Below are 25,911 nucleotides of genomic sequence, written 5' to 3'. Positions count from 1 at the left end.
ACCCTGATGTCGAGGGAATTTCCCCTCCCTACACCCTACACCCTACACCCTACACCCCCTCTAGCAGCGCTATAATTGTCGCGATCGCTCCTTAGCCACCGAAAAAGAAACCGGGTTTCTATAACAATTTTGGTGAGATGACAGAGATTTTCCCTAGAAACCCGGTTTCTGGCTCTTTGTTTCTGACACAAAAAGCGATCGCCGATAGGGATAAAGAAATCAATTGATAATTATCAATTGTCAATTATCAATTATCAATTGTTTAAAATCGCTCCCCAATTCCGAAGTGAATTTGGTTGCCACCCTCGTTATTGATCCCGTAATCGATCCGGATCGGGCCGAGGGGGGACTGAATGCGGACGCCGCCGCCGAAACCGACACCGCTTCCGGGTTTGCCGCGGATGCCGCCGGGGTTGCCCTGGACGGTGCTCTGAGTCCCCAAAGCCGAAGCCCCATCAACGAATAACGCCCCGCCGATCAAAAAGTTGCCCACCGAAAACACGGGAAAGCGGTACTCAACGGACGCCAGGACGAAGCTGCGAGCCGCCCCCAGGGCACCTTCCTGCCAGCCGCGGACGGTATTCGCTCCCCCGAGGGGGAATGCTTCGTAGGGGGGGAATTCGCCGATAATTGTCCCAGCTTGGAAATTGAGCGCCAGGGCTTGGGGGGCGTCGGGGACGAAATCCAGGATGCTGACCGGGAAATAGTGGCTGTAACTGCCCCTAACCCGGTTGAAAAATAAACTCCCGGAACCGAGGGGGACCGCCTGTTCCGTCCCCACCCGGAAGGCGTAGCCGGAGGTGGGAACCCGGGGATTGTTGCGCCGATCGCGGGCCAGTCCGAACTGGAACGTAAATAAATCGTCCTCGCCGTCCTCGCTGGCTGTAAGCAGTTTGCCCTTGTCGTCCCGGGGGGTGATATCACCGTCAGCGTCCGTCACTTCCACCCGCTGATATTGAAAACCCAAAGAACCGATCCAGTCGGGCCGCACGAACGGATTTTCCGCCAAGGGACGGGTGAAGCTGATGCCGCCCCCCGTCCGCACCACTCGGGGGCGATCGTCATTGGGGAGGCGCACGTCCTCATCCCCCTCTTCAAAAATCACAGAAATGCCCTGCCGCCGGAAGGCATTCACGGTGTAGGAGGTGCGGTAGGGGTCCCCCGCGATCCAGGGGTCGGTGAAGCTCAAATCCACCAGCAGCACCCGTTCCCCGACCTGCACCTCTGCAGCCAACTGGTGGTTGTTGCCCCCCAGGTTCGTTTCCCGATAACTCAGGGTTCCGAATAAACCCGTCGCGGAACTGATCCCGCCCCCGAAGGCGAGGGAACCGGTGCTGCGCTCGATGACGTTGACGATCATGGTGGCTCGGCGGGGATTGTCGTCCCCCGGTTCGAGTTGCAGTCGCACGTCGTCAAAAATCCCCAGTCCGAACACCCGGGCTAGGTCGTCCTGGGCGGTTTGTTGGTTGAAGACATCCCCGGGCTGGAGTTCGATTTCCCGGGTGATGATAAAGTCGCGGGTGCGGCCTTCGATGGGGTTGCCGTCGGCGTCTACCGCGTCCCCGTCTTCATTCAGAAACCGCACTTGGATATCCTCGATCACCCCTTCGGCGACTTCCAGGGTGACGATGCCATCGGTGGTGACGTCGGGCGCATCGATGATCTGGGCGAGGACGTAGCCATTTTCCTGATACCAGGCTTCGATCGCCTCAATGCCCTCTTCGATACGGTTGAGATTGATAATATCGCCGAGTTGATCGGCGAAACTTTCGTCAATAATTTCTGGTGGGAGAACCTGCTCCCCTTCCACGACGATCGCTTGTAAGGGGGGGTTGGGTTCCACCTCGAACGTGACTCGCACCCCCAAAGGCGTGTCTTCGGGAACGGCCCGCACGTTGCGGAAAAAACCCGTGGCGAAAATGGCGTTGATGTCTTGCTGGAGTTGGGTACGGGTGGCGGTGCGTCCGGGTTCGATCGCGATCGCATTATAAACCACATCCACCAATTCCGGATTATCCGTCCCCGCCACGGCGACTTCGGCGATCAATACCTCCGGTTCGGCTTGGGCGGGTGCGGGTGACGGGGGCGTGGTGGAAGGGGGTTCAAAGGTGGGCTCGGGGGGCGGTACGTCTTCGGTGGGATCGACAGCATCCTGGGCCAGCTCCAAGGTATTTGCCATCGCCAGCTCGAAGTGGATCGATTCTAAAAGGCGGACGGCCCATTCGGGTTCTTTTTGGGTGTGGGATGTCGTTGGGGTGTGGGGCGGTTTGTTGAGCGCCAAACTCTCGTTTTGTTTGACATCAAATAAGGGCGATCGCACCTCTTCTGTGGGGATTGGAGAGGGTTTATTAAAAGCCAAACTCTCGTTTTGTTTGACATCAAATAAGGGCGATCGCACCTCTTCTGTGGGGGTTGGAGAGGGTTTATTGAAAGCCAAACTCTCGTTTTGTTTGACATCAAATAAGGGCGATCGCGCTTCCCCCGGGGCGATTTTCGCTTCCCACAAACTAGCGAGAGTCCCATCGGCGATCGCTTTGGACTTCTGAAAATCTGGGTGTCCTTCAAACCCTCCCGACGGTTCTTGATATTCCGTCGGGGGGAGTGCAGATGTTTCACCCCTCGCCGAATTAGCCAATCCAAACGTTGCCGAGGCGGCAAAACACGCCACAAAGAAAGGAGAGAAGCGTATGTCGTTCACACTATTGGACATCCACACACCAAATAATCAGCCATCCGTCATCGGTCACGGCCTGAAGCGGGGATCGCCGACGGGTTCCCCGATTTTCGGACACCTGACACCTGACAAACTGTGAAATTTTACCGCATTCTGTGGCATTGTCTCACAAGATTGTGGCAATCCCTTCAACCCAAACGGGCGACGACCCTCGCCAAGACTTGCTCGTAAGCGTTTTCCACGTTTCCCAGATCGTGGCGGAAGCGGTCTTTATCCATGACGCGGCGGTTAGGATCGGTTTCGGACTGGTCCCAGAGGCGGCAGGTGTCGGGGCTGATCTCGTCGGCCAGCACCAACTGTCCGTCGGTGGTGATGCCGAATTCCAGCTTGAAATCGACCAGGGTGATGCCGCACTCGCCGAAGAATTCGGTCAGGATGGCATCAATTTGGCGGCTGAAGGTTTCGATCGCCTCGAGTTGTTCAGGAGTCGCCAACTTCATCAACAATAGGCGATCGCGGGTCAGCAGGGGGTCGCCCAACTCATCATTTTTGTAGCAAAATTCCACCAGCGTCGGTTCCAACACCGTCCCCGTCGGAATTCCCGTCTGCTTGCACAAACTCCCCGCCGCGATATTGCGGACGATCACTTCCACGGGGACGATCTGCACCCGCTTCACCCGCATCTGGTCGGGGGCCGGAGTGTCGATATAGTGGGTGGGAATCCCCTTGGACTCCAGAAGTCGGAACAAATGGGCCGAAAGGGTGCAGTTGATTTCCCCTTTTCCTTTAATTGTCCCCCGTTTCTGGGCGTTGAAAGCCGTGGCATCATCTTTGTAGTAGGCCAGCAACACCTCGGGATCGTCGGTGGGATAGATAATTTTAGCTTTGCCTTCGTACAGTTTTTGGCGATCGGACATATCAATTTTGCGTCGAATGATTTGCTGCTAATTTTACAATAATTGGGGTGTCGGGTGTCGGGATTGTAGGGGCGCTGCGTCTTGCGCCCTGATTTGAGATTGTAGATTCCCCCCGAGTCGAGGAGTGAGAAGTCAGGAGTCAGAATTTTCTCTTTTTTCCCATTCCCCATTCCCCATCCCCTACACCCTACACCCTACACCCCACACCCTTCTAATACGGTTTTGCCATCAACATGACAGACGATCGCCCCAAAACTCGGTAATAATTTCCGGGGACGGAGGGGGCGGTTTTCTCGTTGCAGAAATCATTGGGGACAGCCAGGGCGGTATCAACGATGCGATGCCACCGTTTGTTTTTGGGGAGGGGGGGCAGTTCAAATAGCAGGGGTTTCCAGTAGGCGTTGAGCATGATATGAAGGTATTCGTCGTGCTGTGGGTGGCGGAGGCTGAAGGCGATGGTGCGGGAGTAGTCGGCCCAGTCGGGATGGTGGAGGCGGACGCCGTGCCAGGTGATATTCGGCAAGTGACTTTTGGAGTCCATCACCAAGATGCTTTCGATGCGGAAAATATGCAGTTTTTGGGTGAGGCGGATCAAGTTTTTGACGAACCGCAATAAATCGGCGTGTTGGCTGATGTCACTCCAGTCGAACCAACCCAACTCATTATCTTGGCAGTAGGCATTATTATTTCCCCGCTGACTCCGCCGCACTTCGTCCCCCATCAGGAACATCGGCGTCCCTTGGGAAACGAGTAAAACGGTCCAAAAGTTTTTGATCTGTTGGTTCCGCAGGGCTTCGACGTAGGCATCATTGGTGGGGCCTTCATAGCCGCAATTCCAACTGCGATTGTCGTTGTGTCCGTCCCGGTTATTTTCGCCGTTGGCTTCGTTGTGTTTCTCATTGTAGGAGACCAGATCGTTGATGGTGAAACCATCGTGGCAGGCGATAAAATTGATGCTGCAATGGGGTTCGCGATCGGGTTTGGGGTAGATGTCGGGACTGCCCATAATTCGATAGGCGAGACGTTCGACTTGTTTCGGATCGCTCTTGATAAAACTGCGGACATCGTCGCGATATTGTCCGTTCCATTCGGTAAAGCGATCGCCCGCAAAAGATCCCACTTCATAAAGTCCACCGGCATCCCAGGCTTCGGCGATCAGTTTCGCCCCCGCCAGCACCGGGTCCGATTTAATAATCCATAAAATCGGGGCGTGTTCCATCGGTTTTCCGTCGCGATCGCGGGAAAAAATGGAAGCCAAATCGAATCTAAATCCATCGACGTGCATCTCCGAAACCCAGTAGCGGAGACTGTCGATAATCATCTGGCCGGCAATTTCGTGGTTGGCTTTGATCGTATTGCCGCAGCCGCTGTAGTTGCTGTAATAGGCGGGATTGTCGTCTTCGAGCATATAATACATCGGGTTGTCGAGGCCCCGAAATGAGAGGGTCGGCCCCTTTTCGTTGCCCTCGGCGGTGTGGTTGAAAACGACATCTAAAATCACTTCAATTCCCGCCCGGTGAAAAGCTTTCACCATATCCCGAAATTCATCAACTGGCCCGAGGGGGTCTTTCCGAAAACTGTATTGACAGTGGGGGGCAAAAAAGGAAATCGTGCTATAACCCCAATAATTCTTCCGGGGGGGAACGGCATCCTGTTCGTCAAACTGGTGAACCGGCATCAATTCCACCGCCGTAATTCCCAGGTCTTTTAAATAGGGAATTTTTTCGATCAATCCGGCGTAGGTTCCCCGTTTTGCGGGGGGAAGGCCGGAGTTGGAATTGCGGGTGAAACCGCCGACGTGAAGTTCGTAAATGACGGTTTCCGAGTAGGGGATTTCCAGGGGTTTATCTTCTTCCCAGTCGTAAACCGTGGGATCGACCACCACCGCTTTTAAGGCTTTGGCGCAGTTGTCACCGCGAGTGGAGGCGGCTTGGCGGCTGTAATTTTCGGTGTTGACGACGGCTTTGGCGTAGGGGTCGAGGAGGATTTTTTCTTTGTCGAAGCGATAGCCCATTTCCGGCTCGAACATCCCGTAGGCGCGGTATCCGTAGATTTGTCCGGCTTTGAGTCCCCGGATGAAAATGTGCCAGTAGTAGAAGGTTTTGTTCCACTGGGGGTCAAAGGGGATGACGCGGGAGGGTTCAGCGGCATCGGGTTCGTCAAAAAACAGCAACTCCAGGGCCGCACAGGTTTTGGAGAAGACGCAAAAGTTGACGCCATCGCGGTAAACAGTCGCACCCAGGGGAAAACTCTGGCCGCGCAAAATCTCGGGATTCATGCAGGTGGACTCCTTATCAGATTTCAAGACGAATGGTGGTGGGACAAACGGGTTCCGAATGGAGCCCGAATCGCTTGATTTTGGAGCGATTCCAAGATTTTGTCGAAAAATCTGTTAAGATTTTAAGCGATCGCGAGACCGTTCGGACGTCAAATTCTCATGAAAATTGAGAAACCGGGTTCCGCCGATCGCACTCGCAGCGAAATCGATCGCATTTTGAGAGTTCGAGAACGGTTCATTTGAACGCGAGGGGAAGGGCGATCGCAATTCGACCGGCAAAAAGATGGAGTCATCATCGCCGAGTCCGTCCAAAAACGTCCCGATCTATAATCCTCTGCGATCTCGACTATTTCAAACAATATAACGACAGTTACGGATCCCCGGCGACGAAGGCTTAAAAATTGTCGCCCGCACCGGGCGGCCGATAACCGAAAAAAAAGGATGCGATCGGGCGGAGTGCGTCCGGCCGACCGCCATTCCGTCAAAACGCGATACACTGAATGATGTCATCGAAGTCCCATCCAGAATCAACCCTTCCCCGATCTGCTATTCACCCGATTTGAATGCCATCTGAGAGTCCGTCCCTAAGTCTCGCGATCGCCCGTCTGAACCCCCCCGAAGCCAACCACTTTGCCACCTGGGTGGTTGATTCTCCCCTTCCGAGCGGCTACGTCCACCACGACTGCATCTTGCCGGAATCCCTCTCGCAACTCTGGCAGGCCTGGTTGGAAATGTTTTCCCCGGAAAGCGCGTCCCCTTCCCTCAGCGATGCCGCCGCCCAACTCACCCTGCCGCCCGCCTCCCCCGACCTAGACCCCAAACCCAGCTACAGCAGCCGCCTGATGCAACACCTGGGCATCCACCTGTGGCAGTGGCTGTTTCAAGGTCCGATCCAAAATAGCTTCCACCGGTCCCAGGGCATCGCCCTCGGACAAGAAAGCCCCCTGCGCGTGCGGTTGGACGTGCGAGACGCCGACCTAATCCCCCTGCCCTGGGAAATCATGCAGCCGCAACCGGGCCAACCCGCCATTTCCCTCAACCAGCGGCTGCTGTTCAGCCGCACCACCTGCGACGTCAATCCCCTCAGCGCGCGCCAAGTCGCCGAATCCCTCAACATCCTCCTCGTCCTCGGACACAACGAAGTCCCCCCCTCCCAACCGACGGGGACGGCGATCGAATTCCTCCCCGACCATTTCCCCCTGCTGGAACTGGAGGGGGAAGCCGCAGAACTAACCCGGGTGCTGGCTGGAACCCCCCCGTCCTCCGACACCGGGCGGGACGACCGCGTGCCCTGCTTCGTCAACACCCTGATCCGGCCCAGCGTCGCCGAACTGATCGCCGAACTCGAAAGCCGCCGGGAATCCGGCCAAACCCCCTACAACGTCCTCTTCTACGGCGGACACGGCATCCCCGCCCCCGACGGCGGCCAGCTCTTTTTGCAGGCCGACACGGCGATCAACGGCACGGAACTCGCCCAAGTCCTGGTGCGCTGCGGCATCACCCTCGCCGTCTTCAACGCCTGCTGGAGCGCCCAACCCGCCCGGGAACAGACCTCCGAAGTCCCCTACCAGGCCGTCCCCGGCAGCAGCTTGGCAAAAGTTCTGATCCACCACGGCGTCCCCGCCGTGTTGGGGATGCGGGACTCCATCACCGACGAGGAAGCCCTCAGCTTCATCCAAGTGTTCGCCCGCGCCCTCTCGGCCCGGATGCCCATCGATCGCGCCGTCGCCCTCGCCCGCCAGCATTTGTTAGCCCTGTTCAAATTCAACCAACCCGCCTGGACCCTGCCGGTACTCTATATGCACCCGGAATTCGACGGCCAACTGATCGAACCGGCCGACGAGATCCGCACGGAACTGCCGGCCAACTCCCCCACCGGGCTGGGATACGCCGTCCCCCGGGCCCGGCTGCGGCTCCACGCCCCCGATCTGCCCCCCCAAATGTGGCCGGTGGAAGGGGGCATGGTGCGGGTCGGACGGGGGGAAGAGAACGATATCGTACTTCAGGAACGGTGGGTTTCGAGCCGGCACGCCGAGATTTTCTGCCGCAACGGCGACCCGGAAACCCGGGAGGAACCGACCTACTTTCTGCGGGATTTTTCCCGCTACGGTACCCTCGTCTTCGACCGCCAAGATTGGCAGCGGGTTCATCACCAAGAAGTTGCCCTGCGATCGGGAACCCGGTTAAAATTTGGCAGTTCTCAGGGTCAGGTTTTGGAATTTGTCATCGAAACGCCGCCCCCCGCCCCTTGAAATTGTCGCTTGCGGAATCCCCGAGACGGGGGCTGTAGCTATGGGGGTGAGGCAACGAGGCGGTCATCCGCCGGTTTTTGACTTCTCGGAATTTTCCCCCTTCTTTTCAGTTACGCCATTGACTGAATTGGGCGAGGTGAGGAACTTAAATTGAAGATGACCCCATACTTACACTGGCCTTGAGCCCATTTTTGATGACCGACAAAGGAACGGATCGATGACGAATTCTCAATTTCCCCAATCTCAGGCGGAGTCGGACTTCTTGGAGGTTTTGCTGGACTCCGACGAGACAGCCTACCCCTGGAACCCGGAACAGCCCGAATCGGACGCTTATTTTGAGGCAGCCGAAGCCGACTTTTCTCTCTCAAACTGTTTAGGCTCTGACGACCTCCCCCGCAGATCTCGAACTTTCTTCGATCGCGTCGAACGGCTCTGGCCGGCGGTTTCCCTGCACGAATCCCTGCGGGAACGCTTCCGCGATCGCATCCCCGAGGACATCTTACACCGGCTCTCGAGGGCCGCCGCGGACCTGACCCGAGATCTCTCCGCCCAAAGCGCATCCCTGGCGGACCGCCTGGTATTTTGCGTGCGCCCAATTCTGCCCCAGTGGGACGAGGAGGATTTGCAAGTCCTCGCCCGCCCGATGGCCCACGCCATGCGGGGAAAGGAAAACGGGGGGGCGGAATCGACCCGGGCCAAGCGGCAGTCGGCCGGCTGGGAGGATCTCTCCGCCGTCGAACAGGCCCGCGGATGCCTCGCGGTCGCCCGCTACGCCCTGGAGATCGCCCAAAAGGGGCAACAGTGAAGGCGAGGTCGTCGGGGGGGAAAATCGGGCATTTTCCCCCTTCCTCCCCCCGCCAGATTTGTTGACCGGGGTCGCCATGCCGCACAATAGCAATAGGTGAATCTCAGCCCCCGGGTTCAGAGCAAATCGCGAACATCTATGTACATCTATACCACCCCCAGGTTTGACGGACAGGCGAAACAGCACGGCATTCAAGGCCAGGTCGCAGAATTGTTGGTGGCAATCCGGAATCAGGGCACCACCGCCGTCAAAGCCCTGTTCGAGTGGAATTACCCCTACCTGAAGCGGCCCGTGAGAAACCTGAGACTGCTGGGGAAAATCGTCCGATTTCAGGACGAGCGGGTGCTGTGTTTGCTCGACGTTTTCACCCGGGGAGGCAAAGAATACGAAGCCTTTCTCCGCAACCCGGAAGAGTACGGCCGCCAGTATTTGGACGTTTTGGTGGGCGATGCCGACCTGGAAAAGAGTATCCGGGCCCAGCAGGAAAAACAGCGGCAGCCGTTCCGCCAACCATTTCTCCCCGACCGCTATCACAGTTGGCTGCAGCGGCCCACCTGGGCGAGAAATACCGCCGATCGCATCATCTGCGAGAGCGAAGTTTGGGTCAAACAATTTCAGCGCCCAGACGTCCGCGACTACTGGCAAACTTATTATGAAATCGTCGTCGGGATCGTGGAAGGGGAAGCCCCGGCCCGGCCCGCACCTTGGCCGAACCTTTACCTGAGTCAAAAAAGCCATTATTCCGTCTTTTATAGCGCCCTCGAAACCGCCGACCGCACCAGCCGGGGCGTGGTTTTCTTGCTCGCCAGTTTCGCCGAACACCCGACGGATGCCGCCTTAGAAGAAGTCCTCCGACTCACGAATGTTGTGACAACCGATGGGACTCACTGCATTTTTTCCTCACCCGTCACCTTCGATATTCTGTCCCGTTATACGCGCCGCGCCTACCCGGATTATTTGGTCGTCGAACCCGAAATTTGGCTGGAAGTCGAGCGGGAATCCGGGATCAATTTAGCCCTGTCCGTCGAAGAAGAAAAAATCCTCCACGAACTTTCGAGCCCCGACGTCGAAGACGCTTCCCTGCCCCTGTTCATCAACGGCCGGGCGGGGAGTGGAAAATCGACGATGTTGGTGTATCTGTTCGCGGACTACTGCGATCGCTACCGGAAAACCTACGCCCGACAGCAACAGGATACCGTTTTAGGTCCGCTGTTTTTGACCTACAACGAACGCCTCCTCGCCCGGGCCCGGGAGGGGGTGGAAAAACTCCTCACCAATCACCACCGATTCCTGATCGACGGGGACCCCAACGGCGGGTCAAAATTGCCGCCGCTCGACCCCTGCTTCCAATCCTTCCAAGAGTTTTTAATTCACCTCCTCCCCCCCGAAGAAAGCGACCGCTTCGAGAGCGATCGCCACATCTCATTCTACGACTTCCGCCGCCACTGTTCCCGCCGCCACAACCGCCACTCCCCGGAACTCTGCTGGCACATCATCCGCACCTTTATCAAGGGTTACAGTCTCTCCGGCCAGGATGACGGGTACATGACCCCCGACGATTACCAAGAAGTCCCCCGCCGGGAACAGACCATCTCCCACGAGGTGTTTTCCAGCATCTACAAACAGGTCTGGCCCTGGTACCGCCAACTGACCCGAAACGGCCACTGGGACGACCAAGATCTGATCCGGCGGGTTTTGGAAGTCAAGGGACACGACCTGCCCAAATACACGGCGATTTTTTGCGACGAGGCGCAGGATTTCACCAAACTGGAATTGCTGCTGATCGTGCAATTGTCCCTATTTTCCGAGTGCGATTTGTACCCCCCCGTCCCCAGCTTGCCCTTCGCCTTCGCCGGCGACCCGTTTCAGACCCTCAACCCGACTGGGTTCCGCTGGGAGAGCGTGAAGGCGACCTTTTTCGACCAGGTGATCTCCAGCCTCGACCCGGACCGGCAACTCAATTTGGGGATGTCGTTTTACGAGTTGGAATCCAACTACCGCTCCAGTCCGGCGATCGTCAAAATGACGAACCTCATTCACCTGTGGCGGCACCTGCTCTTCCACATTCCCAAATTGAAACCCCAGGAAGCGTGGCGGCCGATTATCGACTCCCGCCATCCCCAAAAATTTATCTTTGGCCGGCGCAACTTTTCCCCGGAAGCCCTGGAACGCCACGTCGAAAAATCCCCCATTTTTATCGTTCCCTGCGAGGCGGGCGGGGAGTTGGAATACATCAAAAATGACGAGTTTTTGGCACCGCTTTTCCCCGATGCCTCGGAAGAACATCCCCCCAAGAACGTCCTGAGCGCCATCCAGGCGAAGGGGTTGGAATTTCCCTTGGTTATTTTGTACAAATTCGGGGAACAATTTGCCCGAGAGTTCGGGCGATCGCTCTGGGATTGCTGGGGGGTGAGCGAGGAACACCCGTTGGAATTGGAGTATTTTTTCAACAAGTTGTACGTCGCCGCCAGCCGGGGAATGTCCGATCTCGTCGTCGTCGATACAGAGGCCGGAGACCAACTGCTCTGGCAGTACGCCACAATTGCGGCGGAAAACAGCGAGAGTCCCGAGTTGCGACGGTGGTTGGAACGGGTGGAAAATCGCCCCCTTTGGGAGGGTTACATCGGCGGCGTCGGGTGGGGCGAAAATCTCGGCGACCTGGACCTCGACAACCGGGAATCCCAGGCGAAGGAATTTGAGGAAAATGGGCGCAGCCAGAAAGATGCCGTTTCCCTGCGACGGGCGCAACAGTTTTATCGGGAACTCGGAAAGCTCGAAGAGGCGGATTTGTGCGAGGCCTGGGCGCTGCGGTTCGACCGCCGCTTCCTGGAGGCCGGATTGATCTTTTTGCGGCGTCTCCGGGAGGACGAGGCCTGGGATTGTTTCTGGCAGGGGTGCTGTTGGCAGGCGTTGCAGGACTGGTGCCGGCAATTTCCCGGGCGTCGGGGCGGGGAACGCCCCCTGGTGGAGTTCATGGCCGCCCCCACCAAGACGGCGGAGGAGACCTGGCAATTGACCGGGTTTCTGGAGGAGGCTTTGGCGGAAAATCGCCCCAGGGAGAATCGGCTGTCCAAACCTTGGAAAGCGGCGGTGAAGGAGTACGCGGCCCAGGTGAAGCGGATTTTGGGCGAAAAGCAGTTATCGCGGGGAGAGTGGCGGCGGTTGGGGGAAGTCCTCGAAGGGCTCGATGAGGCGAAATATGAGGGGCTCTTGGAGGTGGCGGGGGAGTGTTTCTATCGGGCGCAAAACCTGCGGCGGGCGGTGCGCTGTTGGCAGGATTGTGGGGCGACGGACCGTCGCGATTATAATCTGGCGGTGGCGGAGTTGTTGGAGTTTCCGGAGGGGTTGCCCTATTTGGAGCGGGCCGGAAATTGCGATCGCATCGTCGCCGAGTGGGACCGGGCCGGACGTCCCGTTACCCCCCAGTGGTTGAAGTATGGGGAATGCGTGGGGCGGGTTCTGGAGCGACAGAACCGGCACCGGGATTGGGTGGAATATTTGGCGAGGAGCCGGCAGTGGGGGGAGGCGATCGCGGCCTTGGAGCGCTGTCCCAAGTCGGAGATGAAGGTGCTGCAGTTCGATTTGATCCGGCAACTGGCGCGATCGAATTTGACCCCGGAACAGGTGCGCGAGTCCCGCTCCCGCTACATGACGCTGCTCGACCGCATCCTGTCTCGCCCCGACTGGGCTGACTATCTCGCCGTCCCCGAGGTGGGGGTCGTTTTGGAGAAAATCGGGGATTTGGTGCGGACGCTGCGATTTTACGAGCGGTTCGTGGGGTCAAATGACCCCCATTTGCGGCGGTTCGCCCGGGAGCGCTGGATGGTCAATAAAATCAAGCAGCAGCAGTATGCCATGAAGGTCGAACCGACTCGGGGGCCGGAAATTCACCGGGAAATTGAGCGCCGGGCGAGGGCTTGGGGCATCCGCGTGGCGGCGTTGCCGGCCGATTTGCCCCGGGTGGAGCGATCGCCCGAGGCGGATTCCCCGGGGCGGGAAACCGCTAGGCTGCGGGGATTGCCCCCCGGCGTTCCGGTGGTGCCCCTGAGTCGGGACGGCAATTCCTACAGTTTCCGCATCGACGCGGTGGAGGTGCGGGTCGTCCGGCGGGAGGACCGGCTGTGGGTGGAGATCGCCGATTTGCAGACGTTGAAGACGTTGAAAATTGAAGTGGACGGCCGCGGTGCCCGGGTGCGGATCGGAAACGTGCTGGTGGGGGCCGCGGACGGGGAGCGCCTGTTTTTTCAGGGGCCGGCCGAGGGCTGCGGCGGCGCGATCGTCTACCGGGAGAGCCCCCCGAGGGTGGAGTTGAAATTGCGCGATCGGCCCGGGGCGATCGTCGTCTGAAGTCAAAAGTCACCCATTCAAAAGTCAAAATCAAGCGATCGCATATCCGGTAAAAGGGCGGACTTCGGGCGGCTTGAAACCCCAGACAATATGCTCTTTGGGAATGCACGCATTTTCCCAATCCAATGGGATTCCGTCTTCGGTTCCCTCCCGCCGAATCCAGACTTTATCGCCGATCATATCGATGTGAATCGTGCAGCCGTGTTCGTAGCGATGCCCTTCCCAACCGACGATCAGAATCAGATAGGGATCTTGCCGGCGATCGAAAACCGTTTCCTTTTCGACTTGAGTGTAAGAATAAGGAATCGCCGCATAATTCCGCAGCACTTGCTCGATCGCATCTCTCCACTGTTCTAAATTGATGGTAGCCATCGTTCGATACGACTTCGGGGGAAATCACCGAGAATTCTACCCGCTTCTCCGGGCCGCACGCCCCGGAGAAGTTGAGAAATGATACAAATTCACCTGGGCGTCACCCCGGAGATGGTACAACGGGAAAAACACTCGAATGGGAGATACGGATATGCAATTCCAGACCGTCATGCAGGAAGCCTGCTACGAGAAAGTGATCACCTGGATGCGGGAACTCTACGGCAAATTTCCCTGCGCCAGACAGGATGTCCCGGGACTAGCCCTGTTCATGGGGTCGGCCCTGGTGGAGGTGTTTGTCTTCCCCTGGGGGAAAGATGACGCCATCATCAATACCCGGTCCTACGTCGTCACGGGGACGGAACTCACCCCAGACTTGATGCGGTTTCTGCTCCGAGAAAATAGCAACATGAGATTCGGTGCCTTCGGCATCGACGAGCAGGGCGATGTCTTGTTCGAGCATACCATCGTCGGCTCGACCTGCGACAAAGTGGAACTGGAGGCGTCGGTGAATGCGGTGTTGGAAATCGCCGACGATTACGATGACAAAATCGTGGAACGCTGGGGGGGGATGCGGGCGCTCGATCGCATTCGATAAGATTGATACAAACATCGGTTTCCGGCCTCGCCCGACAAGGGCGAGGGGTTTCAAGCCAGCCGCGATCGCCGACACCATTTCATCGTCGCGAGTCTCGCCAACTTTGATGTTAATTTGTATGGCTTTTTTTTCGGTTAATCTGAGCTGAGTCCGCTGGTCTAGCCCCCGGGGCGTGCGGTGCCAATTCACCCAAATCTGCGGGTCGGCGACATGGGAATAGGTCGCCAGCAGTTTGGGAACCATTCTCTGATTTTGCTGAGATCCGACGGTCAGGAAATGGGGATCTAAGGAACGGATGCCGACAACCCGAGCCAGTGGCCGGAGCCGTCGGCGACTTCCCGGGGGCCGACCGATTCCCGATTCCCGACTTTTTTCGGTTCCTCAACTGGCCTGCCGAGAGGCAATCTTTTCAAAATAAGCTTGAGTTTGCTGGAGCAACTGCTCGCGGCTGTCCTTGGCCTGGGTCAGTGGCGGAACCAAGTTGCGAGCTTGTAACGTCATGTGGAGCTGCAGGTCGGCCACATATTCGCTGACATCCTGACGGAGGGAACAAGCGGGGTATCTGTCCATATTTAAGTTCACAGTGTTCTCGTCTCTCAATCTAAGGTGTTCCAAATCACGTATAGAAGGTATCATGCACGTCAAAGCTCTCAGCCATCCTCGTAATGATCTTTAATCTTCGCGACCCGTTCGGTTACAATCCTTTACATTTTAACGGCGGGTGTCCGGCGCCGACATTGGACCCGACGGCGAGGAACTCGAATCGAAACGCCGGGGTCCTGTTTGACCCCCAAATTTTCTGGGTAAACTGAAGTCAACTTAGAATGGCCGAACTGCCGGACAACCCCGAAAATCGACAAAATGCCAAATTTTATCGGGGTTGGCTCCGATTGCGCGGACGGGGGTCTGGGTGAAGTGTTCTTTTCCCGTTTTTTTGAGAGTGGCTCAGGCTCAGTGTTAGAGACGACGACCAGTGATTCATCAAGGAAGGTGTCCTTAAATGGCAAACATCATCGGTACTTCTGGCCCGGATACACTATTTGGAACCTCGGAACCCGACCAGATTCAAGGTTTGGAAGCAGACGATACGCTGTTGGGGTTTATTGGGAATGACTCTCTGTTTGGAGATGGCGACAATGACTTTCTGTTGGGGGGTCGAGACGATGACAGTCTCGAAGGCTCCGGGGGAAATGACACCCTGTTCGGCGAATTGGGAAATGATACCCTCGACGGGGGCGAAGGGGACGACTTCCAGCTCGGGAACGAAGGAGACGATGCCATTCGGGGCGGCCCCGGAGGCGACACCCTCTACGGCGGCCGGGGAGCCGACACCCTCTTCAACGGCTCCGGAGACGACCAACTCTTCGGCGATCGCGACAACGATATCCTTTATACCGGTTTCGGACTCAACACGTTGACGGGGGGTGCGGGGGCCGATTTATTTGTCATCGGTTTGGGTTTGAACGGGGGCCGGGCCGATATCATCACCGACTTTCGCTCCGGCTTCGACCTGATCGGGTTAGCCGACGACCTGGAATTTGCCGATTTGGAATTCGTGCAGCAGGGAAACGACACCCTGATCCGCGATCGCCAGACGGGAGAGCAACTAGTCCTCGTAGAAGCGACGGATCGCACCAGCCTCAGCAGCGCCAACTTCACCCGGAGCATCGGCACGATCACGGCCGTCCTGGAATTTGGGGAAGAAGGAACCGACGTCGATGAAAATTCGCTCTTGCAGGTTCCCCTCGTCCGCACCGGTTCCCCCCTGGACGCGGTGGGGGTCCAACTGGTCCTGGCCGGGGACAGCGAAGATATCGTCGCCGATGTCCCGGTGGTGTTTGAACCCTTTGAAACGTTCAAATTCGTCACGGTTCCCCTGGCGGACAACGACGCATTTCAGGGGGCGCGATCGGTGACGTTGGCCCTGGCTGACCCGACCGGGGGCGCCACCATCGGGGAACAAAATCAATTTTTAATCAATATCGAGGACGACGAATCGCCGCCGCCGGAACCCCCACCCCCGCCGCCGCTGCCGGACGTCGATTTTTCCGGCACGGCGCCATCGAATTCCACGATCTCCGTGTCCGTCTCCCCCGACATCGTGGAAGAAGATAGCGGCGAGAGTTTGGTTTACACCTTCACCCGAACCGCCGGTTCCATCGGCGTCCCCCTGGCCGTGGATTTTTCCGTCGTCGAGACAGCAGACGGTGCCGTTTTCGGGTCGGATTACACGGTCGGCGGGGCCGCCACCTTCGACGGCGAACGGGGGATCGTCGTGTTCGACGCCACGAAAGCCACGACTCAAATTGAGGTGACTCCCGTGGCCAACGATGTCTTCGAGCTCGATCGCACCGTCGAGCTCGAGCTCGATGCCTCGGGATACCTGTATACCGCCAATCCCGATGCCTCGACAGCCACGGGAACGATCGCCGACGACGACCCGCCCCCCGATCCCCCGGCCTACGATTTCACTCAAACTAACTTCACCGTTTTTGAAGGCAATCCCGACGAACCGCGGACGGCCGAGATTACCATCGAGCGCTCTTTCGATACGGAGATCGAATCCCGGGTCGATGTGGTCATCACGCCGCTGACGGCGACTCCGAACGAGGATTACGTCCCCACCCCCGTGCCGACTCCCGTCCGGTTCGAGGTCGGCCAAACTGAGGCGGTGGTGACGGTGGAACTGATCCCTGACGAAGACGAGGAACCGGCGGAAACGGCCCGTTTATCTTTCGACAACTTTTTCATCGATACCGCCGTGGGGGAAATCGAGGGGGGGCAATCCGGCCTGACGAACCCGGAAGCCACCCTGACGATCAATGACGACGACGGGACGCTAACCTACAACTTCGGCAGCAATCTATTTACGACCCTCGAGGGGAGCGCAACGAATGTCACCAATGTGGTGACGGTCGAGCGAAGCGGAAGAATTTCCGAACCCTCGTTCGTGACGGTCGAGTTGAGGGGCCGCAGTGCGGTTCTGGGAGAGGATTTTGAGCCGTCGTCAACCACCCTCAATTTCGAGGCCGACCAGGTTTCCCAAACCGTCCCCATCACCATTTTTGGCAATACCGAAGTTGACGCATCGACCCGGACCGTGAATCTGTCCCTGGTTCCCGAAGACGGTCAGCTCGTCGGAGAAATCAATCCCACGGCCCAATTGTCGATTCTCGACGACGACAGCATCCCCACCTACGACTTCACCGAAAATTCTTTCACGGTGAGCGAGGCGGCGGGTATCAGCGACGTCGTGACCGTGACCCGGGGCGGCAACACCTCGGAGGCTTCGTCCGTCGATGTGGTCTTGCAGGCGGAGCCGGGAGAGGATGTGGTGGAGACGCGAGTGACCGTGAACTTTGCCCCGGGAGAAACCGTCCAGACCGCGCTGATCGAAATTGTTGACGACGAAACGGCGGAACCCACCGAGACGATCGCCCTCTCTTTTGACAACTTCGAGCCGGCGGGACAGGGTGGCACGACCGCCACGGCTACTTTGCAGATCTTGGACAACGACTCGCCCCCGACGTACAATTTCGCCGAACCGGCCTACGCGGTGGAGGAGGGAGACGACACCAACACCGTCAACGTCGTCGAACTGCTGCGATCGGGGGACGTGACCATCGAATCGTCGTTAAATGTCATTTTGACGGGAATTTCGGCGACCGCCGGCAGCGATTTTACGGACGGTCCGATTCCGATCCAGTTCGGCATCGGGGAAACCAGCCAGAGGGTCCCGGTGGAGCTCCTCGGAAATACCTTGGTGGAAGGTGACGAAACCCTGGAACTGAGCCTCACCAATTTTAGGGAAATCGTGAACGGACAGGAGCGGATGGAGGGGGCGGCGGGAACGCTGAACCCGACGACGGAGTTGACGATTCTCAATGACGACGTGGAGACGGTGACGCTGGAGGCGATTACGGCTGAGGCTATCGAGCCGACCATCGATTACAACCAGACGCCGCCGGTCGTCACGGAAGGCAGCAGCGCGGCGATCCGGATCAACCGCGCCCCGGATACGTTCGGCAATCTAACGGTCAATTTGACCCTCTCGGGCAACCGTATTTCCTTGGATGACTACCAACTGCAAGTCGGTGACACCGTGATTCCCACGGACGGCTCGACGGCGACGGTCACGATCCCGGCCGATCGCACCAGCGTCGATGTCCAGTTGGTCCCCCTCGACGACTCCCAGGCGGAAGCGGACGAATCCTTGAGCTTCCGTTTGGCTGCGGGGAATTACACCGTCGATCCGGACCTCAACCAGGCGACCCTGACCATCTTGGCTAATGATACGGCGGTGACGCGGTTGACGGATACGACGGACACCGGCGAAACGGCCTACTTCGCCCGGGGCGAGGGGTCTTTGCGGCAGGCGATCGCCAACGCCGAGAGTTTGGCCGGTTCCGATCGCATCACCTTCGAGGGCGAGGCGCTCTCGGGTACCCTCGACCTGGTGGGGGCCCTGCCGAATCTCGACAGCGACATTTTCATCGACGGCCCCGGAGCCGGCAATTTGACGATTCGACGAGGCGCGGATGCCACCGAGGAATTCCGCATCTTCACCGTCAACGGCGGGACGATCGTCATCGAGGGGTTGACCCTGACCAACGGTTTGGCGCCCGGAACCGACCTCGAAACCGAGGGGGGAACCACCTCCGGCAGTCGGGGGGGGGCGATGAACATCACGTCTACAAACAGTAACGTGACGGTTGAAAACAGCGTCCTCCGGGACAACGAAGCCAACAACGGGGGTGCGATCGCCAACTCCGGCACCCTGAACGTCGTCAACAGCGCGATCGCGGACAACCTGGGGGTCAACGGTGGCGGCATCATTGTCATCGATGGGAGCGTCAACGTCACCAACAGCACCATTACTGGCAACAGCGCGGAAATCGGGGGGGGAATCTTCAACTCCGTCGCTAACCTCACCGTCACCAGCAGCACGATCGCCAATAACAGTGCCATCACCAACGGCGGGGGCATCCGCAACATCGGCGGAACTGCCAACTTGAGGGATGTCCTGATCGCCCAAAATACGGTGGGCGAAAACGGCAACGCCCCCGATGCGTCGGCGGCGGCGGAATTCGCGTTCAACAGTGGTGGCAGTAATTTGATCGGGGACGGCAGCGGTGCGGCGGGTTTGACCGACGGAGTCAACGGCGACATTGTAGGAACTGCGGAGGAACCCATCAACGCCCTGATCGGTCCGCTGCAGGACAACGGCGGGCTGACCCCGACGATCGCCCTGTTGGAAGGCTCCCCGGCCATCAACGCCGGCAACGGCTCCTTCGGCGACCCCTTTATCGATCCGGGAGAATTCGACCAGCGCGGGCCGGGATTCCCCCGCATCGTCAACGATGTCATCGACATCGGGGCCTTCGAGTCGGATTTCTAGGGAAGAATTGAGAATTGATAATTCTCAATTCTCAATTGGTTTTCTTCCCCGACTCCCGACGTTACGGAATCGGTCCGTTGGCGGCGGCTCGGGCGGCAGCGGCCTCGTCGGGGTGGATGTTGAGGCGGGTCAAATTGATGCGGCCTTTGCTGTCAATTTCCCGCACCTTGACGATCACCTCGTCCCCGATCGCCACTTCGTCTTCCACCCGCGGCACCCGGTAGTCCGCCAGTTGGGAGATGTGGATCATCCCCTCTTTACCGGGCAGGACTTCCACGAAGGCGCCGATGGGAATGATCCGCGTCACCCGGCCCGCGTAGACGTCGCCGGCGTTGAGCTTGCGGGTCATGCCCTGGACGATCTGGTAGGCACGGGCCGCTTTTTCGCTGTCCGTGGAGGCGATCGTCACGGTCCCGTCATCGTCGATGTCGATCTTGACGCCGGTTTCCTCGGTGATCCCCTTGATTGTTTTGCCACCCGGGCCGATCACCAGCCCGATCAGGTCGGGGTCGATCTTGAGGGTTAGCAGGCGGGGGGCGTAGGGGGACAGGTCGGGCTGGGGCTTGCTGATCACCTCGAGCATTTTTTCGAGGATGTGCAGCCGCGCCGGTTTGGCCTGGCCGATGGCGTCGGCGACCACTTTCAGGGGCAGGCCGGTGATTTTCATGTCCATCTGCAGGGCGGTGATGCCCGTATCCGTACCCGCCACCTTGAAGTCCATGTCGCCCAAAAAGTCTTCGATGCCCTGGATATCGGTGAGGATGCGGACCTCTTCTCCTTCCCGGATCAGGCCCATCGCCGCGCCGCTGACGGGTTTGGCGATCGGGACGCCGGCGTCCATGAGGGCGAGGGTGGAACCGCAGACCGAGCCCATCGAGGTGGAGCCGTTGGAGGAGAGCACCTCGGACACGATGCGGATCACATAGGGGAACTGTTCCCGGCTGGGCAACACGGGCAGCAGGGCCCGTTCTGCTAAGGCGCCGTGGCCGATTTCCCGACGACCGGGCGATCGCATCGGTTTAGTTTCCCCGACGGAGTAGGGGGGGAAATTGTAGTGGTGCATATAGCGCTTTTCGTCCTGGGGGTGCAGGTCGTCGAGATCCTGGGCGTCGCCGGGGGTTCCCAACGTCGCGATGGAGAGCACCTGGGTGAGGCCGCGGTTGAACAGGCCACTGCCGTGGACGCGCTTGGGCAGGAAGCCCACCCGGCAGGAGACGGGGCGCACCTGGTCTAACTTCCGGCCGTCCACCCGCACGCCTTCTTCGACGATTTGCTGGCGCATCAGTTGTTTGGTGATGTCCTTGAAGATCGTCCCCACCGCCTTGGGGTTTTCGGCGGTAAACAGTTGCAGGGGGTCGTCTTCGGGTTTTTCGGCGATCGCGCTGACGACGTGTTCTTCTTTGATGGCGTCGAGGGCCGTATCTCGCTCTACCTTGCTCAACTCGAACTGGGACAAAACCTGTTTCACCGGTTCCGCCACCCGTTCGCGGATGAACTCGATCAGGGTCGGGTCTTCCGGCAGCGGTTCTTCCACCGCCTGTTCGATTCCCAATTCGGCAATAATTTCCTTCTGGGCTTTGATCAGGTCTAGAACCGCCTCATAGCCGAAGTCGATCGCCTCGATGACGTCGTGTTCGGGCAATTGGTTCGCCCCGGCTTCCACCATCACCACCCCATCGGGGGACCCGGCGACGACCAGATCCAAGTCGCCGTTGCGGATTTCTTTGTAGGTGGGATTGATGATAAAATCGTCTCCCACCAGCCCGACGCGCACCCCGGCCATCGGCCCGTAGAACGGAATCCGAGCCAGCAACACCGACACGGAGGCGCCCGTCACGGCTAAGACATCCGGCGGCACCTGCTCGTCCATCGATAGGGTGGTGGCCACGATCTGGATGTCGTCCCGAATCCACTGGGGAATCAACGGACGCAGGGGGCGGTCAATCAGACGACTCGTCAGGGTGACGCGGTCGGGCGGACGGCCCTCCCGACGCAAAAATCCGCCGGGAATGCGCCCCCCGGCGTACAGTCGCTCTTCGTAGTCCACCAACAGGGGGAGAAAATCAATTCCCGGTCTTCCTTCGGCACGGGTTGCGGTGACGAGAACTGACGTATCTCCCGATTCGATCAAGACGGCTCCACCCGCCTGAGGCGCTAGTAAACCTATCTTCAGCCGAATATCCCGTCCATCAAAGGATATTGACTTTTCAATCTCTTCCATGTATTCTGTCTTCCTTCTACCACAAATTCTCACATTTTCGCCATCGGAGCACCTGACCCGAAACGGGGGAGCCATCCCAGGTTCCCACTCGTGCGGTCGTCGTGCGCCCGGGGTCGGTTCCATACTTCTCAATTCCGTCGTCGGCGATCGGAACCCCCGTTGTTGACCTGGGTCGAGAAGTGTCCGCACCCCCCCCGAGCTCTCGTGACATCCCCCATCATCTTGACACAATTGGCATTTTCAAGGTTGATGTCGGGCTAACTGTCGGTCAGACTCAATCCTGAAACCCGGATGTCCGCCGTTTGCAAGATTTACAAACAATTGGGGCGATCGGGTGTTTTTCCAGCAGTTAGGGGTCGGCTCTTAGATATTGGCATCTATTTTAGATCATTTCTTGAAACTTTCAACGCGGAGTCCGGCGACGATCGCATTCCTGAGAAAGTCGGGAATTTTCGCCCCGGAAGTCGCTCCTCCATTTCGGCTCGAGCGATCGCCACCTCATCGATTGGCTGTCTGATCGCCCGGGTGGGGGTATCATCTGAGAGTTGGGAAAAGCGGATTTTTGGGAAACGCGATCGCGATCGGGGGGAAATCTGACCGTTTATTTCCGCCGAGACAAACGGCCGCGATCGCCCGCCAACAGATATGATAACTTACAATAAAGCCGTCGATCGCCGCAGTGAGCGCAATTTTTTGATGTCAATCGATCGGTCGATCAACTCAACTCTCCGGCCGAACCGATCTCGACCGATCGACCCAATTGGGAGTGCACAGGATTAATTCGGATGGCAATTTTACACGGAACCTGGCGGATTCAACCCCCAGAAAATTATGTTTTGATTTGGGGGGAAACCTGGCGCCGACTCGCCCCCGGCGACCGTCTGAAGGTCGGGGAAATTGCCCCCCACCCCTTCGTTATGGGCCGGGACGAACTGTTGGATTGGCCGGCGTTCGGCCAGTCGGACCTGACATTATCTTCCGCCGAACCGGTTACAGAAGCGATCGCCGCACCCACCCAATGGAACCCGGAGACGGGGGAGATCTCGCCTCTGCACTCCGCCACGGCCCCGGAAGATGGCGACGTCTGCCTCTACCCCTGGAAAATCGAAGCATTCCGCCTTGCCCCCCTCGAAGCCTTTGAGCTCTTTCAATCCCTGCCCTTGGGGGCGATCGATCCGGACTGGCTGGGGGCCGACCTGCGATTTTGGTCCCACGTCGCCCGCTGGGCCCTCGATCTCCTCGCCCGACGGAAATTTTTGCCCGTTTTGACGGAAAATAATATCGCCCGCTGGCGACCCCTCCTCGACAGCGCCACAGACCGCGCCCGACTGCTGCAATTCGCCCGCCAAATGCCCGCCGCCTGCCGGATGTACGGACTCGAAACCGAATTTCGGTCGAACGGCCCCTGCATCCCCCGACCCGCCCCCGCCCGGGAGTTGCTGCTGGAGGTCCTCGGCGAAATCGTCGATACCCAAATCCGCCCGGTGGCCCGGGAAGTGGAACGGAAGGCCCTCGCCAACACGGCCCTTTTGCAACCCGCCGTGGAAGGGTGGCTGCGGGGTTTGGCCGGGGATGCCGCCGGGGTGGAGGCCTCCAATTCCGACCGGGAAGGGCTCCGCGCCAGCCTGGAGAGTTGGACCTCGCCCCTGCAACAGTCCCTCGCAGATCTGACCCAATTTCGCGCCGGATTCTCCCTCAAACCCCCCGGGGGCAAAACCAAAACCTGGCGGTTGGAATACGGCCTGCAGGCGATGGACGATTCCGATTGTGTGGTGGATGCCGAAACCGTCTGGAATCATCCGGTGGAACGCTTCACCTGGGAGGGGCGGACGGTCCGCAATCCCCAGGAGACGCTGTTGGGGGGGCTGGGACTGGCCTCGAAACTCTACCCGGCGATCGAATCCAGCTTGCAGGAGGCCCGCCCCCGGGTCTGCACCCTCACTTCCCAGCAGGCCTACGAATTTATCACCCGCGTGGCTTGGCGGTTCACTGACAGCGGTTTGGGGGTGATTTTGCCGCCGGGACTGACGAACCGGGAGGGCTGGGCGAGTCGCCTGGGGTTGAGTATCCGCGCCACGGCCCCCAAGGGCAAGTCGAACGGGCGGATGGGGTTGAAAAGTTTGTTGAATTTCAAGTGGGAACTTTCCATCGGCGGACAGAGGATTTCTAAGGCGGAATTCGATCGCCTCGTCGCCCGAGAAAGTCCCCTGGTGGAAATTAATGGCGAGTGGGTGGAATTGCGCGATCGCGACGTGAAAGCCGCCCAGGCTTTTTTTGCCACCCGAAAAGACCAGATGACTCTATCTTTGGAAGATGCCCTGCGGCTGGCGACGGGGGACACCCAGACGGTGGAACGGCTGCCGGTGGTTAATTTTGAAGCGGGGGGAAAATTGCAGGAGTTGTTGGATGCGTTGACGGACAATCGCTCCATTAAAGCGATCGCAACTCCCAAAACATTTCGGGGGGAATTGCGCCCCTACCAAGCCAGAGGTTCGGGTTGGTTATCATTTTTAGAACAGTGGGGGTTGGGCGCCTGTCTGGCGGACGACATGGGTTTGGGAAAAACCATCGAATTCATCGCTTTTTTGCTGCATTTACAGGAACAAAAAATCTTGGAACGCCCGGTTTTATTGGTTTGTCCGACTTCGGTTTTGGGCAATTGGGAGCGGGAAGTGAAGCGGTTTGGGCCGACTCTAGCCACCCTCGTCCACCACGGCGACAAGCGATCGAAGGGGAAAAATTTCCCCAAGGTTGTTAAGGATAAAAATTTGGTGATTACCAGCTACGCCTTGACGTTCCGGGACGAGAAAGAATTGCAAAGCGTCAACTGGCAGGGGGTGGTTTTGGATGAGGCTCAAAATATCAAAAATCCCGAGGCTAAACAGTCCAAAACCGTGCGGATGTTGGAGGCGGATTTTAAGATCGCCCTGACGGGGACTCCGGTGGAAAATCGCCTGTCGGAATTGTGGTCGATATTGGAATTTTTGAATCCGGGATATTTGGGACAGAAGGTGTTTTTTAACCGCCGATTTGCCATTCCCATCGAAAAGTACGGGGATACGGAGTCTTTGCAAACGTTGCGATCGCTCGTCCAGCCGTTCATTTTGCGGCGTTTGAAAACTGACAAAGATATCATCCAAGATTTACCGGAAAAACAGGAAAATACCGTGTTTTGTTCTTTGGCGGTGGAACAGGCGAGTTTGTATCAAAAATTGGTGGATACATCTTTATCGGAAATCGAGTCCGCCACGGGAATTCAGCGACGGGGGATGATTTTGGGTTTGTTGGTGAAGCTGAAACAGGTGTGCAACCACCCGCTATTGTTGGGGGCGAAATCTAAGGGGAAAGGTAAAAAAGAGAGTTTGCCGCCCCAGCAGTCGGGGAAATTGCAGCGACTCAACGAAATGTTGGATGAGGTTTTATCGGAGGGCGATCGCGCTCTGATTTTTACCCAATTTGCGGAGTGGGGAAAGCTGCTGAAACCCTATTTGGAGAAGCAGTTAAATCGAGAAGTTCTGTTTCTTTACGGGGGGACTCGCAAAGCACAGCGGGAGGAAATGGTCGATCGCTTCCAGCAAGATCCGCAGGGGCCGCCGATCATGATATTATCATTGAAGGCGGGCGGTGTGGGTCTGAATTTGACCCGGGCAAATCATGTGTTTCATTTCGATCGCTGGTGGAATCCGGCGGTGGAAAATCAGGCGACGGATCGCGTTTTTAGGATTGGACAAACTCGCAATGTGCAGGTGCATAAGTTTGTTTGTACGGGGACGTTGGAAGAGAAAATTCACGATTTGATTGAAAGTAAGCAGGCGTTGGCGGAACAGGTGGTTGGTTCTGGGGAGGATTGGCTGACGGAGATGGATACGGAGCAGTTGCGGAATTTGTTGATTTTGGATCGGAGTGCGGTGATTGAGGAGGAATAAAAATCCGCAGATTACGCAGATTTCACAGATTTTAATTTTGTGGGGGATTGGGGTGGGGGGGATTGATGGGATTGTAGGGGCGAATGGCATTCGCCCTCCGGCGATTGAGGAGATTATTGGTGAGTT

15 protein-coding genes are annotated in these 25,911 nt (G+C 58.0%); 9 read left to right on the top strand and 6 right to left on the bottom strand.

All coding sequences use genetic code 11. The annotated features are described in order from the left end of the window. Nucleotides 1-262: 262 nt before the first annotated feature. A complete protein-coding gene (locus tag LKE08_RS20655; RefSeq protein ID WP_324706138.1) occupies nt 263-2,710 on the bottom strand; it encodes a BamA/TamA family outer membrane protein in 2,448 nt (815 codons plus the stop codon). Here LKE08_RS20655 and LKE08_RS20650 point away from each other — a divergent pair. Next, a complete protein-coding gene (locus LKE08_RS20650; protein WP_324706141.1) occupies nt 2,688-2,813 on the top strand; it encodes a hypothetical protein in 126 nt (41 codons plus the stop codon). The two genes, LKE08_RS20655 and LKE08_RS20650, sit on opposite strands and share 23 nt — an antisense overlap. Before the next feature lie 49 nt (nt 2,814-2,862). Here LKE08_RS20650 and purC read toward each other — a convergent pair whose 3' ends face one another. Continuing rightward, nucleotides 2,863-3,591 carry a phosphoribosylaminoimidazolesuccinocarboxamide synthase gene (purC, locus tag LKE08_RS20645; protein ID WP_324706137.1) on the bottom strand — a complete coding sequence of 243 codons (729 nt, stop codon included), beginning with the start codon at nt 3,589-3,591 and terminating at the stop codon, nt 2,863-2,865. Nucleotides 3,592-3,802: 211 nt separating this feature from the next. Then, a complete protein-coding gene (gene glgX, locus LKE08_RS20640) occupies nt 3,803-5,869 on the bottom strand; it encodes a glycogen debranching protein GlgX (protein ID WP_324706136.1) in 2,067 nt (688 codons plus the stop codon). A gap of 239 nt (nt 5,870-6,108) precedes the next feature. Here glgX and LKE08_RS20635 point away from each other — a divergent pair, with 239 nt between their 5' ends. The 4 genes from LKE08_RS20635 to LKE08_RS20620 all read left to right on the top strand — a co-directional run bounded on the left by LKE08_RS20635 (nt 6,109) and on the right by LKE08_RS20620 (nt 13,273). Continuing rightward, nucleotides 6,109-6,267, top strand: a complete 159-nt coding sequence (locus LKE08_RS20635; protein ID WP_324706135.1) for a diguanylate cyclase domain-containing protein — start codon at nt 6,109-6,111, stop codon at nt 6,265-6,267. Between the two features lie 165 nt (nt 6,268-6,432). Further along, nucleotides 6,433-8,121, top strand: coding sequence for a CHAT domain-containing protein (locus LKE08_RS20630; protein ID WP_324706134.1), 1,689 nt, complete (start codon nt 6,433-6,435; stop codon nt 8,119-8,121). A gap of 217 nt (nt 8,122-8,338) precedes the next feature. Further along, nucleotides 8,339-8,926: a hypothetical protein gene (locus tag LKE08_RS20625; RefSeq protein WP_324706133.1), complete on the top strand. Its 588-nt coding sequence runs from the start codon at nt 8,339-8,341 to the stop codon at nt 8,924-8,926. Nucleotides 8,927-9,064: 138 nt separating this feature from the next. Beyond that, on the top strand, nt 9,065-13,273 hold the full coding sequence (locus LKE08_RS20620; protein ID WP_324706132.1) for a hypothetical protein: 4,209 nt from the start codon (nt 9,065-9,067) through the stop codon (nt 13,271-13,273). A gap of 30 nt (nt 13,274-13,303) precedes the next feature. Here the strand turns inward: LKE08_RS20620 and LKE08_RS20615 are convergent, their stop codons facing one another. Beyond that, on the bottom strand, nt 13,304-13,645 hold the full coding sequence (locus LKE08_RS20615) for a XisI protein (RefSeq protein ID WP_324706131.1): 342 nt from the start codon (nt 13,643-13,645) through the stop codon (nt 13,304-13,306). A 151-nt stretch (nt 13,646-13,796) separates the two neighbouring features. On the opposite strand from LKE08_RS20615, the gene LKE08_RS20610 reads away from it, so the two are divergent. Beyond that, a complete protein-coding gene (locus tag LKE08_RS20610; RefSeq protein ID WP_324706130.1) occupies nt 13,797-14,240 on the top strand; it encodes a YbjN domain-containing protein in 444 nt (147 codons plus the stop codon). A gap of 381 nt (nt 14,241-14,621) precedes the next feature. On the opposite strand, the gene LKE08_RS20605 is transcribed toward LKE08_RS20610, so the two are convergent. Beyond that, nucleotides 14,622-14,810, bottom strand: coding sequence for a hypothetical protein (locus LKE08_RS20605; RefSeq protein WP_324706129.1), 189 nt, complete (start codon nt 14,808-14,810; stop codon nt 14,622-14,624). A gap of 430 nt (nt 14,811-15,240) precedes the next feature. Here LKE08_RS20605 and LKE08_RS20600 point away from each other — a divergent pair, with 430 nt between their 5' ends. Next, nucleotides 15,241-19,638, top strand: coding sequence for a Calx-beta domain-containing protein (locus tag LKE08_RS20600; protein ID WP_324706128.1), 4,398 nt, complete (start codon nt 15,241-15,243; stop codon nt 19,636-19,638). Nucleotides 19,639-19,699: 61 nt separating this feature from the next. On the opposite strand, the gene LKE08_RS20595 is transcribed toward LKE08_RS20600, so the two are convergent. Continuing rightward, on the bottom strand, nt 19,700-21,859 hold the full coding sequence (locus LKE08_RS20595) for a polyribonucleotide nucleotidyltransferase (protein WP_324706127.1): 2,160 nt from the start codon (nt 21,857-21,859) through the stop codon (nt 19,700-19,702). A gap of 291 nt (nt 21,860-22,150) precedes the next feature. On the opposite strand from LKE08_RS20595, the gene LKE08_RS20590 reads away from it, so the two are divergent. Further along, entirely contained in the window at nt 22,151-22,456 is a 306-nt protein-coding gene (locus tag LKE08_RS20590; RefSeq protein ID WP_324706126.1) for a hypothetical protein, read from the top strand. 188 nt (nt 22,457-22,644) lie between these two features. Then, nucleotides 22,645-25,785, top strand: coding sequence for a DEAD/DEAH box helicase (locus tag LKE08_RS20585; RefSeq protein WP_324706125.1), 3,141 nt, complete (start codon nt 22,645-22,647; stop codon nt 25,783-25,785). Nucleotides 25,786-25,911 lie beyond the last annotated feature (126 nt).

Origin of the sequence: Lyngbya sp. CCY1209 (genome assembly GCF_035615495.1) — a bacterium.
Lineage (GTDB): Bacteria > Cyanobacteriota > Cyanobacteriia > Cyanobacteriales > Microcoleaceae > Limnospira.
Note: the sequence above shows the minus strand (reverse complement) of the source record. Positions and strands in the feature narration are given on the sequence as shown.